The following is an 18003-nucleotide window of genomic DNA, read 5'->3' on the forward strand; positions in this document are numbered from 1 at the left end:
GCCGGGGCGGGGTGCGAGGTCGTACTGGTCGCGCGGGGTGCGCAGCGGGCGGCGCTGGCCGAGCACGGGCTGCGGCTCAAGGTGCCGGACGGGGAGTCGACGTATCGGCTGCCCGTCGTCGAAGGGCCCGCCGAACTGGGCGAGTTGAGGCCCGACGACGTACTCGTGCTCGCCGTCAAGACGCAGGACAGCGAGGCCGCGCTCGCGGTCTGGGGCCAGGCGCCGGTCACCGGCGGCGGCAGCGCCGCCGAGCGACTCCCCGTCGTCTGCGCACAGAACGGGGTCGAGAGCCAACGGCTCGCGCTGCGCCGCTTCCGGAAGGTCTACGGCGTCTGCGTCTGGCTGCCCGCGACCTTCGTCGAACCGGGTGTGGTCGCCGCCGAGGGCGCCCCGCTCACCGGCATCCTGCACCTCGGCCGTTATCCGCACGGCGCGGACGAGACCGCCCGGCTGATCGCCGCCGACCTGGAGAAGTCGAGGTTCGAGGCGCCGGTCGTGCCGGATGTGACGCGCTGGCAGTACGCCAAGCTGCTCGGCAACCTCGTCAACGCGATCGAGGCGGTCGCCGAGGTGCGCGGTACCGAGGAGAACCTGGCGCTGTACCGGCGGGTGCGGGCCGAGGGCGCGGCCGTGCTCGACGCGGCCGGAATCGCGTACGCGAGCGCCGAGGAGGAGAAGGAGGCGCGCGGCGACAAGATCCAGCTCGTGGAGATCGACGGCGCCCCGCGCGGCGGCGGCTCCTCCTGGCAGTCGCTGAGCCGGGGCACCGGCACCATCGAGGCCGACTACCTCAACGGCGAGATTGCGCTGCTGGGGCGGCTGCACGGCGTACCGACACCGCTCAACGACCTGCTGCAACGGCTCGCGAACGAGTTCGCGCGCGAGCGCAGGGCGCCCGGTTCACTGCCGTTCGACGAGCTGGTCCGCCTCGCCGACGGCGCTGTCGCGTTTGTTCAAGAGTCCTGAGGGCCCGCTCCCTAGCGTGGGGTGCATGAGCAACCACGACCAGCACCAGGACACGAACGACCTGTACCCGTACATGATCGAATGCGCCGCCGAGGCGGCCCGCGTCGCGCGCGGTGTCACCTCGGACCGGCTCGACGATCCGACGCACTGCCCCGACTGGGACGTCCGCGCGATGGTCAACCACTGGGTCCTCTACACCTCGCACGGCATGGAACACCGCGCCCTGCGCAAGCAGCTCTCCGAGGAGCTGACCGCCCGCGACTTCACCGCCGACCCGGAGTGGGCGGAGGCGTACGCCGCCCAGCTGGACCGGGCCGTCGCCGCCTGGTCCGACCCGGCGGCGTGGGAGGGCGAGGTCGACCTCGGCATGGCGAAGATGCCGGCCGATGAACTCGCCTCGATGATCATCAAGGAGCTTGCGGTGCACGGCTGGGACGTCGCCACCGCCACCGGCCAGCAGTACCGCGTCTCGGACGGTGCCGCCCGCCTCGTCCTCGACGTGGTCGAGAAGCACGGCGAGCTCTACCGCCAGTACGACGGCTTCGCCGACCCGGTGCCCGTACCGGACGACGCGCCCGTGTTCGAACGCGCCCTCGCGTCCAGCGGACGGGATCCGCGGCAACAGGTCACGAGCAAAGTGGACCACTGAGAGTTCGCCGGATTGGGTCGTTCTTTCGCGCCATTCCGCGGCTGACGTTCCCGGTATGAGCCAAGACAGCAGCCGAGGCGGCGGCCACGGCACCCCCGTCCGCGTCGACTTCTCCTTCGACCCCGCCTGCCCCTTCGCCTGGATCACCTCCCGTGCAGTCATGAGGCGGGCGTCGAGGAGGAGTCGGGCGGATACGTGGGGACGCCGACCCTGCATGTCGACGGGACGGTGTGGTTCGGTCCTGTGCTGCGGGCGATCCCGCGCGGCGCGAGGGCGGCCGAACTCTTCGACAGTTTCCGGGTGTTGGCCACCCATCCCGATCTGTTCGAGTTGAAGCGGACGCGCACCGGGGGTCTGTCCTTCGACTGAGTCCGGCGCTCATGTTCCGTGAGGCCGAGGCCAGTTGCAGTCACGCAGTGACATAAACGCGGCGGGAGACGCAGTACGGATTGCGACCCCCGCGATCATGCTCATGTCGGCGGGGGCCGTGCTGCGGACGGGCCGTCCGGGGTCCGACATCACAGGGGAGTGCCGGACTTCGGGCGGCGCTCCCGTACCCCCGGACCGGTCATGACCCGAGGCCGGTCACGCGCCGGGCTGTTCGGCGCGCCGGCCCCGTCCCGACAGTCGTCCCGCGAGGCGCCCCAGCGCACCGGGCCGGTTCCAGGCGCGGTACGCGTCGAGCTTGCCGCGGCCCGCGCGATCGAGCGCCGCCTCGACCTCGTCCTGGTCCTTGCCGGACATGGCCCGCACGACGGGCCGCAACACCTTGGCCAGCAGGGCCGTACGGGTCTCGTCCCAGGCCTGGTAGGTCCCCGGGAACGCGCTCCAGTCGCAGAACCGGGCGGCGGCATACGCGGGCTCGGTCCGCAGCCGCTCGCCCACCCGGTCCGAGCGGCCCGCCCGCTCGTACGCCGCGAGGAGACGCGGCTCGGCCGAACGGGCCAGTGAGTACAGCTCGTTCTCCGGCGCCGTGCCCTCCAGGAGCCGCCACGCGAGGGCCTCGAAGACGCGCTCGACGACCGTGTCCGGCACCGGTTCGGCGGCGTCGGCCTTCAGGCTCAGTGCCCGGCCGACCCACTCCTCGCCCTCGTTCCCGGTGCCCAACACCCCCGTGAACTCCAGGAGTCGCAGAGCCGAACGCCGACCCGGCCCCAGTTCCGTGGTGAAGCAGCGGAGCAGATCGGTGGCGAGCGCCGGTATGTCACGGTCCTCCGGGGAAGCGGAGAGTGCCGCCTCGATCAGCGACTCCCGGGTACCGGCGGCACGGTGGGTGTCGGAACCCAGCTCCTTCAGCAGCAGGCTCGCCTCCCGGCCGTTCGGCAGCTCGCCGCCGGGCCAGGTGAGGCGCAGGGCCGTGCGCAGCACGCTCGGATCGGCCAGCGGTGAGACGCCGGCCGTGCGGAGCAGGCCGTGGAACCGGTCGAGCCGGTCCTGTGACCCGGCGGGCGCGACACACATCCGCAGATGCGGGAAACCGGACTGCTGGAGGTCGAGCGGCAGCCCCGAACCCTTCAACACCCCTGCCACGGACGCCGGTTCGGCGACGGCGAGCGTGTCGAGCGAACCGAACAGCGCGACCCGCAGCCCGGGGTGGGTGTGCACCGCGTCCAGGAGTGCGGGCGGACAGCCCACGGCGGGAGGCTCCCCGCCCGCCCGGCGCCCGGTGGGTTCGGGCGAGGGCTTCGTGTCGCCGTCCGACAAAGACGTGGCCGAGGCGCCCACCAGCTCCCGCGCCAACCGCTCGGCCAGCTCCGGGAGTTGGTCCTGGCAGTCGACGTCGAGCAGGTCGGCGGCCCGCAGCAGCGCGAGGGGCCGTCCGACGGCCGGTTCGTGCGTGTCCGCGATACCGGCCCGCAGCGAGGGCGCGAGATCGCGGGCCAGGTCGTCATGGGCCCGCGCGGTCAGGGACCCGGCGCGCAGCACGGGCACCGGTCCATGGGCGAGGACCGCCGACGCCAGCACGCGCGCGGCGAGCGGCGCCGACACCGCGGCCGTCACGCGCCCGTCCAGCCGGGCCAACAGCGCGGCCAGGGCGACCTGTTCGGCCTCGCCGGGCAGGGTCGCCGAGCGGGAGCCCAGATGCGGCACCGGGCCGCCGCACAGCCCGGCGACCAACGCCGTCAGTCCCTCGTCGGGCAGTGCGTCCAGCTGCTCGGCCGCCCAACTCGCCGCCGCAGCACGGGCGTCCGTACGCAGGTCGATGCCCGCGACGAGGGCGCTCACCACCAACGGGCCCAGATCCTCGGGGTCGTTGTGGAACAGGTCGGGGCGGCCCGCACGCCAGATGCGGGCGCACACCTCGGCCCAGGTGTCCGCGACCGGCCCGGACGGCTGCCGGCCCGTGCAGTTGTGCACGCGGTAGCGCTCGTCGTCGGCGACGGGCTCGGAGGACGGCAGCGCGCCGACGAGCTGCTGGCGGGCCTGCCGGGGGTCTCGGGCGTACGTCGTGAAGGTGAGCCGGTGCGCCTGCTCGCGGGGCAGGACCGTGCAGGCGAGCGCGATCCACCGGGCCACGTCGGCGCTGTCGTGCTCCACGACCACGATCTGCCCGGCACGCGGGTCCGCGGCGACCGCGCGCAGATCGGCGAAGAACGCGGCGAGCCGTCCGGCCCGTGACACCGCGAACGGGACCAGCGCCTCCTTGCGCAGCAGCCCGGACGGTTCGACACGGCCGACGGGATCGGGCCCGCCGTCCGGGGGAGCCGACTCGGCCCAACGCGGGGACTCCCACGTGGAGATGGGCAGGACACCGTCCGGCAGCCGGGTCCCGGCCGGCAGCAGGACGGCGTGCGTGTGGAAGGAGACCGGGCCCCCGGCCCAGTCCGTGCCGGTGCACACGGAACGGCTCAACAGCCGCCCGCCGTCGGCGAGTTCGCTGAAGCCGAAAACCGTGGGGAACCTCTTGAGCTGCTCGGCGTCGGGCTGCTGCGGACTGTCGGGCGGCGGCTCGTACCCGAGGAGACGCTCGGCCTCCCGCAGCACCCCCGGCGGCACCTCCGCGCCGACCGCCGTGAACCGGGGGCCGGAATCCTCCGAGCCGGACGGCGCCGAGGCGTAGTGCAGCTGGGCCGGCGCAGGCCCTTCACGATGCCCGAACTCCTGACCCACCACGTGTACTTGCTCCCTGCTAGCCCTCAGAGGCACCATCCCAGCAGATCCGGGCGCCGGGGGAGACCCCTTTCCGGGAATCCGGGCAGGTGGGAACCGTGAAGACGTTATGCGCCGACTGCGGTGAGCGCCGGAGCCAGGGCCGCCGCGTCGTAGCGCTCCAGCAGCACCCGCACCACCTCCGGTGCCGGGCCCAGTACGTCGGCGAGGGTATCCGCCTCCGCCGCGCCCCGCGCGATGCGGTCGGGGAGGAAGCCGGGGGCGAGGACGTACGGCGCGACGGCGACGCGTTCGCAGCCCAGGGCCCGCAGTTCACGGACCGCGTCCTCGGTGCGGGGGAGGGCCGCCGAGGCGAACGCGGGCCGTACCGCGCGCCAACCGGTGTGCCACCACTGCCGCGCGAGGTCGTCGATCACCGCGATCGCCTCCGGGTCGGTGGACCCCGCCGAGGCCAGGACGACGCCGGTCGAGCACTTGTCGGCGGGCGCCAACCCGGCCTCGTACAACCGCCGTTCGAGGGCCCGCAGGAGCAGCGGCGACGGGCCCAGCACCTCCGCCTGCCTGATCCGCAGCCGCGCCGGTGCCTCCCGCAGGACCGCGGGGATGTCCGCCTTCGCGTGGAACGCGCGGGTCAGCAGCAGCGGGAGCGCCACCACATCCTGGACGCCCTCCGCCGCGAGCGACTCCAACACCCCTTGTACGGAAGGGATGTTGAAGTCCAGGAAGCCGGTCTCCACACGCAGCCCTGGCCGCCGCGACCGTATCCGCCGTACGAGGGCGTGGACGGTCGCGGCGTGCCGCGGATCGCGGCTGCCGTGGGCGACGACGAGAAGGACCGGCTTCCTGTAGTACATGGGACTCAGCTCTTCACCAGCAGACCGCGGCTGCGCAGCACCCACCGCTCCAGGGGGCTGAAGAGCAGCAGGTCGATGGCGATACCGACGAACAGGATCAGGATGATCGCCTCGAACACCATGGCCATGTCGCTGTTGGTACGGCCGTTCTCCAGCAATTGGCCCAGGCCCACGCCCAGATCGGGGAACTGGGCGATGATCTCGGCCGCCATCAGCGAGCGCCACGAGAACGCCCAGCCCTGCTTCAGGCCCGCCACATAGCCGGGGAGCGCCGCCGGCAGCGTGACGTGCCAGATGCCCTTGACGCCGGTCGCGCCCATCGTGCGGCCCGCCCGCAGGAACAGCGGCGGCACCTGGTCGACGCCGGACACCAGGCCGTTGGCGATCGAGGGGACCGCGCCGAGCAGGATCACCGCGTACATCATCGAGTTGTTCAGGCCCAGCCAGATCACGGCCGGCGGCACCCAGGCCACCGACGGCAGCGACTGGAGCCCGGACAGGATCGGGCCGATCGCCGCGCGCACGAACTTCACCCGGGCCACCAGCAGTCCCAGCGGGGTGCCGATGAGCAGCGCGAAGAAGAAGCCCAGCAGACCGCGCGAGACGCTGGTCCAGATGTAGCCGAGGAGATCGCCCTGGAGCCAGGCGTTCTTGAACTCGGTGCCCACCGCGCCCGGCGAGGGCAGCTTGCTCGGGTCGTCGACGACCGGAGTCAGGATCAGCCAGACCACCATGACCACCGCGAGCGCGACGATCGGCGGAAAGATCTTGTTGACGAAGGTCTGCCGGAAGGTCGGACGGCCCGTGACCTGACTCTCCAGGGCGTCGAGGCCCGCCTCGACACTCCCGCCGTCCTGGACGGTCGTGGTCTCAGTGCTGGCCATGACGGCGGATCTCCCCACGCAGTACATCGGTGATCTCAAGGGACAGTTCGGCCACGGGCGCGTCCTCGATGCGGCGCGGCTGCGGGATGTCGACCGTCCACTCACGGGCGATCCGGCCGGGCCGCGAGGACAGCAGGATGACCCGCTGGGCGAGCCGTACCGCCTCGCGCACGTTGTGCGTGACGAACAGGACGGAGAGTCCCGTCTCGCCCCAGATACGGGTCAGTTCGTCGTGCAGGACGTCCCGCGTGATGGCGTCCAGCGCCGCGAACGGCTCGTCCATCAGCAGGATGCGGCTCTCCTGGGCGAGCGCGCGGGCCATGGCGACACGCTGCCGCATACCGCCGGACAGCTCGTGCACCCGCTTGCCGTACGCGCCCGGCAGCCGGACCAGTTCGAGCAGCTCCTCGGTCCTGCCGCGCCGCTCCTCCTTCGGAACTCCCCTGAGTTTCAGGGCGAGTTCGATGTTCTTGCCCGCGGTGAGCCACGGGAACAGGGCGTGCTCCTGGAACATCAGCGCGGGGCGGCCGTCCGCCGTGATGGAGCCGGCGGTGGGCTTGTCGAGGCCCGCCACCAGGTTCAGCAGCGTCGACTTGCCGCAGCCCGAGGCCCCCAGGAGGGTGACGAACTCGCCGGGCGCGACATCGATGCTGATGTCGTCCAGGACGAGCTGCTGCCCAGCCGGAGTCGCGAAGGACTTCGAGACATGCTCAAGGCGTGCCGCGTACTCGACCGACGCGGTGGTCTCCTTGGCGAAGGTTGTGGCCATGGTCGTCACCTCCTGGGAAGTCATCGGGCTCCTCCGATCAGCTCGTGCCGAGGCCGGCGGCGTCGACCGTGCTGTCGCCGTCCGCCTTGAGGACCTTGTTGAGGAGCGTCAGGTCGTAGATGCCGCTCAGGTCGGGCTTCTCCAGCAGACCGGCCTTCACCGCGTGCGCCGCCTCGGTGTTGAGGGTGGCGGCCAGCGGGTCGTTGGTGAACTGGATCGAACTCCACGCCGGGTCAAGGACGTTGGCGGGCAGCGCCTTGCCGGAGTCGGCCTCCAGCTGCTTGTTGGCCGCGGCCTTCGCCTCGGTCGGGTTGGCGTTGATCCACTTGTTGGCCGCGACCGAGCCCTTCAGCACGGCCTCGACGACCTTCGGGTGCGCCTTCAGGAACTTCTGCGACACGATGATGTTCGTGATCACGAACTTCTTGTCGGGCCACAGCGTCGACTCGTCGAGGATCGTCTTGCCGCCCTCGGCGACCAGTTTCGACGCGGTCGGCTCCGGCACCCAGGCGCCGTCGATCGAACCGGCCTTGAAGGCGTCCGGGGTGATCTTGTTGTCGGTGCGGACGACGGTCACGTCACCCTTGCCGCTCTGCGCGTCGACCTTCCAGCCCTGGTCCGCGATCCAGTTGAGGAACGCCACGTCCTGCGTGTTGCCGAGCTGAGGCGTCGCGATCTTCTTGCCCTTGACGTCCTTCAGGGACTTGATCTTCTTCGGGTTGACGACGAGCTTCACGCCACCCGACGCCGAACCGCCGATGATCTTCAGGCTCTTGCCGTCGGACTTGGTGTAGCCGTTGATCGCCGGGGAGGGGCCGATCCAACCGATGTCGATGGAGCCCGAGTTGAGCGCCTCGATCTCGGACGGGCCGGCGTTGAAGGTCGCGTACTCGGCCTTGGTGGCGCCCAGTTCCTTCTGGAAGAGGCCCTGTTCACGGCCGACCAGCGCGGTCCCGTGGGTCAGGTTGCCGAAGTAGCCGATCTTCACGGAGTCGAGACCCTCGATCTTCGAGGAACCGGCGGCGACCTTCTCCTTGGAGTTGTCGCTCTTGGACTCCGACCCGTAACCGCAGGCGGCGAGGGTGAGCAGAGGGAGCGCGGCGATCACGGCTATGCCGCGGCGCAGGTATGTCGAGCGGTTGGCAGGCACGGGAGGTGTTCCTCTCGTTGGCCCGGCGGTCACGGTCTCAGCTCGTGGCCGGGAGGTCGGCAGGTCTTCGTTTTCGTCGCGTCCGGGACGGCGGGTGGGGGGACGGGGCGCGCAGGCAGTGCGCGTACGTCAGCCCGCACATCGCGCCACTCCGCCCTGCCCGCTGCCGAGGGCGCCGCTGCCGACGCGGCCGCCCTCCTTCGCGAACGTGGAGTAGAAGTCCGTGGACGTCATGTCAGAAGTCCCAACCGTCGTCGTCCGACGCGTCCTTGACCGGCTCCGGCGCCGCGAACGACTCGCCGACCATGCCGGCGGTGAGCGTGGTGCCGTCCGCCGGGTCGATCAGGATGAACGAGCCCGTACGGCGCGAGTCGGCGTACGAGTCGACCGGCAGCGGCTCCGCGGTGCGGATCTTCACGCGGCCGATGTCGTTGGCGACGAGCTGTCCCGGATGCGGGTGCAGGGACAGGTCGTCGAGCGTGAGCCGGGACGGGATGTCCTTGACGATCGCTTTCACCGTGCGGGTGCCGTGCTTCAGGAGCACACGGTGGCCCACGGTCAGCGGCGCGTCGGCGACATGGCAGACGGTCGCCTCGATGTCCTGCGTGGTCGCCGGGGCGTCCTTGCTGGGCACGATGAGGTCGCCGCGCGAGATGTCGATGTCGTCCTCAAGGAGGACAGTCACCGACTGTGTGGTCCAGGCGGTCCTGACCGGCTTGCCGAGCAGGTCGATGCCGGAGATCTTCGTGGCCCGCCCGGACGGCAGCACCGTCACGGCGTCGCCGACGCGGAACGTACCGGCCGCGATCTGACCCGCGTACCCCCGGTAGTCCGGAAGGTCGGCGCTCTGCGGCCGGATCACGTACTGCACGGGCAGCCGCGCGTGGCAGTGGCTCAGATCGTGGGCGACCGGCACCGACTCCAGGTGCTCCAGGAAGGTCGGCCCGCCATACCAGTCCATGTTCGCGGACGGGTCCACCACGTTGTCCCCGGCCAGCGCCGAGATCGGGATCGCGGTGATCTCCGGGACGCCCAACTCGCTGGCGTACGCGGTGAATTCCTCGGCGATCGCGGCGAACACGGACTCCTTGTACTCGACCAGGTCCATCTTGTTGACCGCGAGCACCACGTGCGGGACACGCAGCAGCGCGGCGATCGCGGCGTGGCGCCGGGTCTGCTCGACGACACCGTTGCGGGCGTCGACGAGGATCACCGTCAGCTCGGCCGTGGAGGCACCCGTCACCATGTTGCGGGTGTACTGCACGTGACCGGGCGTGTCGGCGAGGATGAACCGGCGCCGGGGCGTGGCGAAGTAGCGGTACGCCACGTCGATCGTGATGCCCTGCTCGCGCTCGGCGCGCAGGCCGTCCGTGAGCAGCGCGAGGTCGGGCCCGTCCTGGCCGCGGTCGGCCGACACCCGCTGCACGGCCTCCATCTGGTCGGTGAGGACCGACTTGGAGTCGTGCAACAGCCGCCCGACCAGAGTGGACTTGCCGTCGTCGACGGAGCCCGCCGTGGCGAACCGCAGCAGCGTGGTGGCCGAGAGTTCCTCGGTCGTGGTGGTGCTCATGGTTAGAAGTACCCCTCGCGCTTGCGGTCTTCCATCGCGGCCTCGGACATCTTGTCGTCGGCACGCGTCGCGCCCCGCTCGGTCAGCCGGGAGGCGGCGATCTCGGTGATGACCTGCTCCAGCGTCACCGCGTCGGAGTCGACGGCACCCGTGCACGACATGTCGCCCACGGTCCGGTACCGGACGAGCCGCTTCTCCACGGTCTCCTCCGCCTTCGGGCCGCCCCACTCGCCGGCGGTCAGCCACATGCCGTCCCGCGCGAACACCTCACGCTCGTGCGCGAAGTAGATCTCGGGCAGCTCGATGCCCTCGCGGGCGATGTACTGCCAGACGTCCAGCTCGGTCCAGTTGGACAGCGGGAACACCCGGACGTGCTCACCAGCCGCGTGCCGGCCGTTGTACAGGTTCCACAGCTCGGGCCGCTGCCGACGCGGGTCCCACTGCGAGAACTCGTCCCGCAGGGAGAACACCCGCTCCTTGGCGCGGGCCTTCTCCTCGTCCCTACGACCGCCACCGAAGACCGCGTCGAACTTCTCGCTCTGGATCTTCTCGGTGAGCGGCAGCGTCTGGAGCGGGTTGCGGGTCCCGTCCGGACGTTCCTTGAGCACACCGCGGTCGATGTAGTCCTGTACGGAGGCCACATGGAGGCGGAGTCCATGTGCGGCGACCACACGGTCGCGGTACTCAAGGACCTCGGGGAAGTTGTGCCCGGTGTCCACATGCAGCAGCGTGAACGGCACCGGCGCGGGCGCGAACGCCTTCAGCGCGAGGTGCAGCATGACGATCGAGTCCTTGCCGCCGGAGAAGAGGATCACCGGCCGCTCGAACTCACCCGCCACCTCACGGAAGATGTGCACCGCCTCGGACTCGAGGGCGTCCAGGTGCGAGAGGGCGTACGGCGTGTCCGTGTCCCCGTCGGCCTTGGCAACGGTCGTCGTCATGCCAGTCCCCTCTCGGTGAGCAGCGCGTGGAGTGCCGCCGCCGACTCCTGCACGGTCTGGTGCTGCGACTCGATCCGCAGATCCGGCGACTCGGGCTCCTCGTACGGGTCGTCGACCCCGGTGAGCCCGGTCAGTTCACCGGCGGCCTGCTTGGCGTAGAGACCCTTCACATCGCGTACGGAGCACACGTCGACCGGGGTCGCCACATGCACCTCGATGTAGGCGGCGCCGCTCTCCTGGTGCCGCTTGCGGACGGCCTCGCGGCTGTCGGCGTACGGGGCGATGACCGGGACGAGCGCCTTGACGCCGTTGCGGGCGAGCAGCTCGGCGAGGAAGCCGATGCGCTGCACGTTGGTGTGCCGGTCCTCGCGGCTGAAGCCGAGGCCCGCCGAGATGAACTCGCGGATCTCGTCGCCGTCGAGCACCTCGACGAGGTGGCCCTCCTCGCGCAGCCGGCCGGCCAGCTCGTACGCGATGGTGGTCTTGCCGGCACTCGGCAGACCCGTGAGCCAGACGGTGGCTCCGGTCGTCACTTGGTTCTCCTGATCCGTAGAAAGCACATGCGTCGGTGTCGAAGGCACCCGCGTCGAAGGCGTGGCCGCGGTCACTCGTGCAGCCCGCACTCGGTCTTCCCGCGCCCCGCCCAGCGGCCGGCGCGTGCGTCCTCGCCCTCCAGGACCCGGCGGGTGCAGGGCGCGCAGCCGACGGACGCGTAGCCGTCCATCAGCAACGGGTTGGTGAGGACGCCGTGTTCGGCCACGTACGCGTCCACGTCGTCCTGGGTCCAGCGGGCGATGGGGGAGATCTTGACCTTCTGGCGCTTCTCGTCCCAGCCGACGACCGGGGTGCCCGCCCGGGTCGGGGACTCGTCGCGGCGCAGTCCGGTCGCCCAGGCCGCGTACTTGGTGAGGCCCTGCTCCAGCGGCTGCACCTTGCGGAGCTTGCAGCACAGGTCCGGGTTACGGTCGTGGAGTTGAGGGCCGTACTCGGCGTCCTGCTCGGCGACCGTCTGGCGCGGGGTGAGCGTGATGACGTTGACGTCCATCACGGCCTCGACGGCGTCGCGGGTGCCGATGGTCTCCGGGAAGTGGTAGCCGGTGTCGAGGAACACCACGTCGACACCGGGCATCGCGCGGGAGGCGAGGTGGGCGACCACCGCGTCCTCCATCGAGGAGGTCACGCAGAACTGTTTGCCGAAGGTGGCGACCGCCCACTGGAGGATCTCCAGCGCGGAGGCGTCCTCCAGGTCACGGCCCGCCTGCTCGGCCAGGGCTTTCAAGTCGTCGGTCGGGCGCGCTTTCTGAGTCGTCGTCATATCTCGTCATCCCCTGCTTCGGTCTGCTGGAGACCCCGGGCGAGAAGCCCGAGGAACTTCAGCTGAAAGGCCCGATTGCATGCCGCGCATTCCCATGCGCCGTGGCCCTGCTCGCTGGGACGCAGGTCCTCGTCGCCGCAGTAGGGGCAGTAGAAGGGGGCGGCCCGCTCGCTCACGAGAGGGCCTCCTCGCTGGCGCGCGTGGCCCAGGCGGCGAACCGCTCGCCGTCCTCGCGTTCCTGCTGGAACCGGGTGAGGACCCGCTCGACGTAGTCGGGCAGTTCCTCCGAAGTGACCTTCAGGCCACGGACCTTGCGGCCGAAGCCGGCCTCCAGACCGAGGGCGCCGCCGAGGTGCACCTGGAAGCCCTCGACCTGCTCGCCCTGGTCGTTGAGGACCAACTGGCCCTTGAGACCGATGTCCGCGACCTGGATACGGGCGCAGGCGTTCGGGCAGCCGTTGATGTTGATGGTGATGGGCTCGTCGAACTCGGGGATGCGGCGCTCGAGTTCGTCGATGAGCGTGATGCCGCGCTGCTTGGTCTCGACGATCGCGAGCTTGCAGTACTCGATGCCGGTGCAGGCCATGGTGCCGCGCCGGAAGGGAGACGGCTTGGCGGTGAGGCCCAGTGCCTCCAGGCCCTCCACCAGCGAGTCGATCTGGTCCTCCGCCACATCGAGCACGATCATCTTCTGCTCGACCGTGGTGCGCAGCCGGCCCGAGCCGTGCGCCTGGGCCAGTTCGGCGATCTTCGTGAGCGTGGTGCCGTCGACGCGGCCGACGCGCGGGGCGAAACCGACGTAGAACAGGCCGTCCTGCTGGCGGTGGACGCCGACGTGGTCGCGCCAGCGGGCGACCGGCTGGGCGGGGGCCGGGCCGTCGACGAGCTTGCGCCCCAGGTACTCGTCCTCCAGGACCTGGCGGAACTTCTCCTGGCCCCAGTCGGCGACGAGGAACTTCAGGCGGGCGCGGGTGCGCAGCCGCCGGTAGCCGTAGTCGCGGAAGATGCCGATCACGCCGGCCCAGACGTCCGGGACCTCGTCCAGCGGGACCCAGGCGCCGAGCCGGACGCCGATCTTCGGGTTGGTGGACAGACCGCCGCCGACCCACAGGTCGAAACCGGGGCCGTGCTCGGGGTGGTTCACGCCGACGAACGCGATGTCGTTGATCTCGTGGGCGACGTCCAGGAGCGGCGAGCCGGAGATCGCGGTCTTGAACTTGCGCGGCAGGTTGGAGAATTCCCTGGTGCCGATGTAGCGGCTGTGGATCTCGTCGATCGCCGGGGTGCCGTCGATGATCTCATCCTCAGCGATGCCCGCGACGGGCGAGCCGAGGATCACGCGGGGCGTGTCACCGCAGGCCTCGGTGGTGGAGAGACCGACCGCCTCCAGGCGGTTCCAGATCTCGGGCACGTCCTCGATGCGGATCCAGTGGTACTGCACGTTCTGCCGGTCGGTGAGGTCGGCCGTGCCGCGCGCGAACTCCTGCGAGATCTCGCCGATCACCCGCAGCTGGTCCGTGGTCAGCCGGCCGCCGTCGATCCGGACGCGCAGCATGAAGTACTTGTCGTCCAGCTCCTCCGGCTCCAGGATCGCGGTCTTGCCGCCGTCGATCCCGGGCTTGCGCTGGGTGTACAGCCCCCACCAGCGCATACGGCCGCGCAGGTCGTTCGGGTCGATCGAGTCGAAGCCGCGCTTGGAGTAGATCGTCTCAATGCGTGTCCGCACATTGAGACCGTCGTCGTCCTTCTTGAACTGCTCGTTGCCGTTGAGGGGGGTGAAGTGTCCGGCGGCCCACTGACCCTCACCGCGGTGACGGCTCACCTTGCGGCGGGGCGCTGCGGCTGCAGGGTTCTCGGGGGTGGCGGCCATGGTTCTACGTCCTCCGGGACAGGCGGGTGATCGGCTCTGACCTGCGTCTACGGGCGCATGCGGGCATACGCGCGCATCTTTGCGCAGTATGAGGCAGATACGGGGAAATCCGGCGGTGCTGCGGCTCGGCTAGACGGCCGGACAGATGGCGCTGGACATGCGGCCGAGGTCGACGTGCCGCCGACTCACCAAGGCAATTCCAGTTCCGGACATGACGGAAGCGTGTCACGGCATTCTGGACACAGTCCAGCTTCGTCCGCCATGCGGACACCCTGGTCCCGCTATGTGAGACGAGGGTGTCGTCGGTCACAAGGCGCGCACGGCGTCTTGTCGGCGCAGGTCAGGCGCGGTAGGCGCCCGGCCAGGGGCCAGGAGTGGGTGCCTGGGTCACCTCCTCGACCTGCGTGTCGAAGAGCTTGAAGCCCCGGCGCTGATAGTTGTCCATCGCGTGCACGCCGTCCAGGCTGCACGTATGCAGCCAGACCCGCTTGGTAGGCGCCCGCCCAGGCCAGCGGTCCGCGAGGTCCCAGGCGCGGGCGGCGCCGTACGCGAGGAGATGGCCGCCGAGGCGGCGGCCGCGGAAGGCGGGGACCAGGCCGAAGTAGACGATCTCGACGGCCCCGTCGTCCTGCGGCTCCAGTTCCACGTACCCGCCGGGCGTGCCCCGGTCGTACACGACCCAGGTCTCCACGCCCGGCCGGTCCAGGTGCTCCTGCCACTGCGCGAACGTCCAGTGCAGCCGGTCGATCCAGAGGATGTCCCCGCCCACGGACGCGTACAGAAAGCGGCTGAACTCGGGGGAGGGAACCTCGGAGCGGACGATCCGCACGTCCCCCTCCGGCGCGATGGCCGGGAGGAGGTCGCTCGGGTCGGTCTGCTCCAGGGACCAGGTGGTCACCGGGATGTTCGTCATGCCCGTCAGGGAATCATCCGGCCAGTGGATCTGTCGATCAGCTGATCAACCGAGCGAGCTGTCGATCGAGTCCAGCGGCAGCGCGAACAGCATCCGCCCGGAAACCGACCAGACCTCGCCGGTCTCCTGCCAGTAGGAGAGGGAGTCGGTCTGCGGGCTCCAGCACTGGTGCGTCTCGTCCGCCCCGCACTCGGTGGCCTTGGCGCCGCGGGTGTCCTGGCGCCACATCGAGCCCCGGTCGCCGTCCGTCCCGGCCGCGCCGCCCACGTACCAGGCGGACCCGATCGCGAGTACGCCCCCGGCGCCGTCGACCTTCGTCGTGTACGCGTCCTCGGCCGTCGCGCGCCCCGCGGAGTCGGTGGCGAGCAGCCCCGCACGCGCGGGATCCCGGCTGAAGGGATAGCGCCACAGATGCTTCGCCCCGCTCGCGACCAGACTGTCAGGGACCGTGCTCCGGTCCAGCGAGAGACCCACGGGACGTACGGCCGCCTCGCCGCCGGCCAGCCGGTACGACCCGACCGCGGGCAGCACGTACCGGTACCCGGCGGCCGACCAGCCGTCCCGCACCCGGCCGACCGCGGAGGCCGTCACCGTGGTGCGCTGGATGCGGTTCATGTCGTACACGTACAGCGCGTCGCGGTTCCCGCTCGTGGTGGTGACCAGGAGTTTGTCCTGGTACCAGACCATCCCGGAAACCTTGGAGGCGAGCCCGCGGTAGTTGCGGCCACCGTCCGTCGGTACGGCCAGGAGGGCCCAGGTGTAGGTGAGATGCGCGGTGTCGGCGGCGTTCACGAAGGCGACCTTGGCCAGGCCGCGGGTGTTCGCGCTCCAGCCGGAGAGGATCACGCGGTTCGAACCCCACCAGCCGTCCTCGTCGGCGTCGCCCGAGGTGGTGACCGAGCGGGGCGTCCAGGCCGGGTCGGCCGCGTCGCCGCTGTCCCAGCAGTACGCGCGGGTCGCCGCCGGTTCGACGGGCAGTGCCGACTTCTCGTCGGTCGTGCAGTCCGCGGCGTCCCGCAGGGTGTGGTCGGCGCTCTCCAGGACGGTGCCGACGCCCACCGGGCGGCCCATCGCCGAGGCGAGCCGGTCCAAGGACCGCTGTGGCTCCAGTCTCTCCCGCAGCTGCAACGCGCTCAGATCGGAGGCCGAGGTGAGCGGCTTCAGCGCCCCCGGATCGGAACCGACCGTCGCCTGCGAGGCGCTGATCATCGTCGCTGCCGCGGTGAGGCCGAGCGCGGCCCCGGCCAGCACGGCGCGCAGCGCCCTGCCCCGCCTGCGCCGGCGATGTCGCCCACGTGCACTCATAGTGTCCTCCCGAGGCGAGCCAACTGCGCCTGGTGATCCGTGCGTTGACCAGGGAGCAGGTGGGGTGGCCCGTAGGGGGATGCTACGGCAGTCATGGCCCCCTCATGGCTAAGACCCCGCAAATATGCGGAAGATGCAGTCGGACGCGCCTTTTGCGCCACCTGTCCGCAGCAGCGCCCCGACCGGCGCCTCCGCCTCCGTCCGGGTCCCGCCGTCCGGGCCACGGCCCATAAACCGACGTCCCCGCTACGGCACTTGGACCGACGTCCGCCCCCTGGTCACCCCGGGTGCCGTCGAGTGCGGCAGCAACTCGCGCGGGTCGTCCGGCAGCAGCACCTCGATCTCCGCGTCCTCGCGGAAGCGGTACGGCCGGTGCTCCAGGAACGCCCCGAGATAGCGCCGTACCCGCGACATCTCGGCACGCACCGTCACCGTGCGGCCGGGGTCGCCGAACATGTCCTCGGCCAGGGCCGCGGCGCTGCGGCCGGTGCGGTGCAGGGCCAGGAGGTAGAGCAACTCGGCGTGCCGGGGGCTCAGTTCGTGAGTCCAGGAGCCCGCGCTGCCGGAGACCGTCACCGACCAGCGGCGCGGCTGCGCCAGGTCGAGGGCGATGCGGGTGGCGGCGCCGGGCCCCGGTTCGTCGGCGGCGCGGATCAACCAGCCCCCGGCCAGCGGCTCCAGGGAGCACAGCCCGAGCGAGGGCAGCCAACGGCGGCCCCCGGAGGGCGACTTGGGCAGCGCGATCCGCTTCACGTACGGCATCCCGGTGACCGCGGCGGTCCAGCCGTCCCGGTCCACCACCAGGGCCCGGCCGCCGATGCGGGGCAGGATCGGCGCGGCCACCGCGCGGAGCCGCTCCAGCGAGGTCATGTGCAGCTCGCGCAGCCGGGCCTCGGCGAGTTTGGCCACCGAGTCGACCCAGGCGAGGGTGGCCGGGTGCATGGTCTCCAGCGGGCCGCTGACATCGACGACACCGATCAGCCGGCCGTCCCTGGGGTCGGTGATCGGGGCGCCCGCGCAGGTGAACGCGGCCAGCGCGCGCGAGAGATGCTCGCCGGCGAAGACCTGCACGGGCCGCCGTACGACCGCCGGGGTGCCCAGGCCGTTGGTGCCGACGACGTCCTCGCGCCAGTCGGTGCCCACCTCGATGCCGACCTCGTCGGCCTTGCGCAGCACGGCGGCGCTGCCCTCCCGCCACAGCGCGCGGCCCTCGTCGTCGGCGATCAGCACGATGTGGTGGGCGGCGTCCGCGACCGACACCAGACCCTCCCGCAGCACCGGCAGGACGTGCCGCAACGGGCTTGTGCCGCGCCGCCGTTCGACCTCCTCACGGGAGAGCAGCCCGGTCCGCAGATCGTGGTCGGGGTGGGTCCCGCCGCGTAACGCGCGCTCCCAGGACTCCTCGATCACCGGGCGCGGAGCGGTGCGGACGCGCTGTCCGAAGGGCGTGGCGTGCCGGGCGTCGCTCAACATCCGGGCCGTCCGCGCCGCGTCGAGGGTGGTGCGCCGCGGCAGTCCGGCCGGCGGGTTCGCCATGGGTCCTTCTCTCCGGTCCCGTATCGACTGTTGGTCTCATAGTGCCGCTCCGCGGTGACGGAGGGAGACAGTCCGGACACAGAAGCGGCCAAGTTGCAACCCTCTGCAACCCTGGTGAACAGCCGTACGGTGTCTGAAACTTGTTCCAGCTGCGAGGGTGGTGCCGTGTC

At 71.0% G+C, this 18003-nt stretch carries 17 protein-coding genes and 1 pseudogene; 3 read left to right on the forward strand and 15 right to left on the reverse strand.

The window, feature by feature from the left end:
• From ACNFOC_RS09950 to ACNFOC_RS09960, 3 genes and pseudogenes are all read left to right on the forward strand, one after another.
• Positions 1-966: ketopantoate reductase family protein (locus ACNFOC_RS09950; protein ID WP_416958717.1), on the forward strand; the 966-nt coding region annotated here is incomplete at its 5' end.
• 25 nt (positions 967-991) lie between these two features.
• Positions 992-1615 (forward strand): TIGR03086 family metal-binding protein, encoded by a 624-nt coding sequence (locus ACNFOC_RS09955; protein WP_416958718.1) that lies wholly within the window; start codon positions 992-994, stop codon positions 1613-1615.
• A 156-nt stretch (positions 1616-1771) separates the two neighbouring features.
• Positions 1772-1984 (forward strand): annotated as a pseudogene (locus ACNFOC_RS09960) (mycothiol-dependent nitroreductase Rv2466c family protein); the annotation flags it as partial.
• A 216-nt stretch (positions 1985-2200) separates the two neighbouring features.
• Here ACNFOC_RS09960 and ACNFOC_RS09965 read toward each other — a convergent pair.
• The 15 genes from ACNFOC_RS09965 to ACNFOC_RS10035 form a co-directional block, all read right to left on the reverse strand.
• Positions 2201-4729, reverse strand: coding sequence for a GTPase-associated protein 1-related protein (locus ACNFOC_RS09965; RefSeq protein WP_416958719.1), 2529 nt, complete (start codon positions 4727-4729; stop codon positions 2201-2203).
• Positions 4730-4833: 104 nt separating this feature from the next.
• A complete protein-coding gene (locus ACNFOC_RS09970; protein ID WP_416958720.1) occupies positions 4834-5580 on the reverse strand; it encodes a sirohydrochlorin chelatase in 747 nt (248 codons plus the stop codon).
• Between the two features lie 5 nt (positions 5581-5585).
• The gene (locus ACNFOC_RS09975) at positions 5586-6464 is read right to left on the reverse strand and encodes an ABC transporter permease (RefSeq protein ID WP_416958721.1); all 879 of its coding nucleotides are present in this window, start codon (positions 6462-6464) and stop codon (positions 5586-5588) included.
• On the reverse strand, positions 6451-7233 hold the full coding sequence (locus ACNFOC_RS09980) for an ABC transporter ATP-binding protein (protein ID WP_416958755.1): 783 nt from the start codon (positions 7231-7233) through the stop codon (positions 6451-6453). The genes ACNFOC_RS09975 and ACNFOC_RS09980 overlap by 14 nt, the downstream gene beginning before the upstream one ends.
• A gap of 37 nt (positions 7234-7270) precedes the next feature.
• A complete protein-coding gene (locus ACNFOC_RS09985) occupies positions 7271-8383 on the reverse strand; it encodes an aliphatic sulfonate ABC transporter substrate-binding protein (protein WP_416958722.1) in 1113 nt (370 codons plus the stop codon).
• A gap of 235 nt (positions 8384-8618) precedes the next feature.
• A complete protein-coding gene (gene cysN, locus ACNFOC_RS09990; RefSeq protein WP_416958723.1) occupies positions 8619-9953 on the reverse strand; it encodes a sulfate adenylyltransferase subunit CysN in 1335 nt (444 codons plus the stop codon).
• Positions 9954-9955: 2 nt separating this feature from the next.
• On the reverse strand, positions 9956-10894 hold the full coding sequence (gene cysD / locus ACNFOC_RS09995) for a sulfate adenylyltransferase subunit CysD (RefSeq protein WP_416958724.1): 939 nt from the start codon (positions 10892-10894) through the stop codon (positions 9956-9958).
• The gene (gene cysC / locus ACNFOC_RS10000) at positions 10891-11427 is read right to left on the reverse strand and encodes an adenylyl-sulfate kinase (RefSeq protein ID WP_416958725.1); all 537 of its coding nucleotides are present in this window, start codon (positions 11425-11427) and stop codon (positions 10891-10893) included. Before cysC ends, cysD begins: the two co-directional genes overlap by 4 nt.
• Positions 11428-11498: 71 nt before the next feature.
• Positions 11499-12209, reverse strand: coding sequence for a phosphoadenylyl-sulfate reductase (locus ACNFOC_RS10005; protein ID WP_416958726.1), 711 nt, complete (start codon positions 12207-12209; stop codon positions 11499-11501).
• On the reverse strand, positions 12206-12385 hold the full coding sequence (locus tag ACNFOC_RS10010) for a hypothetical protein (protein ID WP_416958727.1): 180 nt from the start codon (positions 12383-12385) through the stop codon (positions 12206-12208). Before ACNFOC_RS10010 ends, ACNFOC_RS10005 begins: the two co-directional genes overlap by 4 nt.
• Positions 12382-14079 (reverse strand): nitrite/sulfite reductase, encoded by a 1698-nt coding sequence (locus tag ACNFOC_RS10015; protein WP_416958728.1) that lies wholly within the window; start codon positions 14077-14079, stop codon positions 12382-12384. The genes ACNFOC_RS10010 and ACNFOC_RS10015 overlap by 4 nt, the downstream gene beginning before the upstream one ends.
• 129 nt (positions 14080-14208) lie before the next feature.
• Entirely contained in the window at positions 14209-14292 is an 84-nt protein-coding gene (locus ACNFOC_RS10020) for a putative leader peptide (RefSeq protein WP_317774501.1), read from the reverse strand.
• Between the two features lie 127 nt (positions 14293-14419).
• Entirely contained in the window at positions 14420-14992 is a 573-nt protein-coding gene (locus ACNFOC_RS10025; protein ID WP_416958729.1) for a GNAT family N-acetyltransferase, read from the reverse strand.
• 45 nt (positions 14993-15037) lie between these two features.
• Positions 15038-16297, reverse strand: coding sequence for a hypothetical protein (locus tag ACNFOC_RS10030; RefSeq protein ID WP_416958730.1), 1260 nt, complete (start codon positions 16295-16297; stop codon positions 15038-15040).
• Positions 16298-16543: 246 nt separating this feature from the next.
• A complete protein-coding gene (locus ACNFOC_RS10035) occupies positions 16544-17833 on the reverse strand; it encodes a helix-turn-helix domain-containing protein (RefSeq protein WP_416958731.1) in 1290 nt (429 codons plus the stop codon).
• Between the last annotated feature and the right edge of the window lie 170 nt (positions 17834-18003).

The organism is Streptomyces colwelliae (assembly GCF_048158785.1).
In the GTDB taxonomy this organism is placed as follows: Bacteria; Actinomycetota; Actinomycetes; order Streptomycetales; family Streptomycetaceae; genus Streptomyces.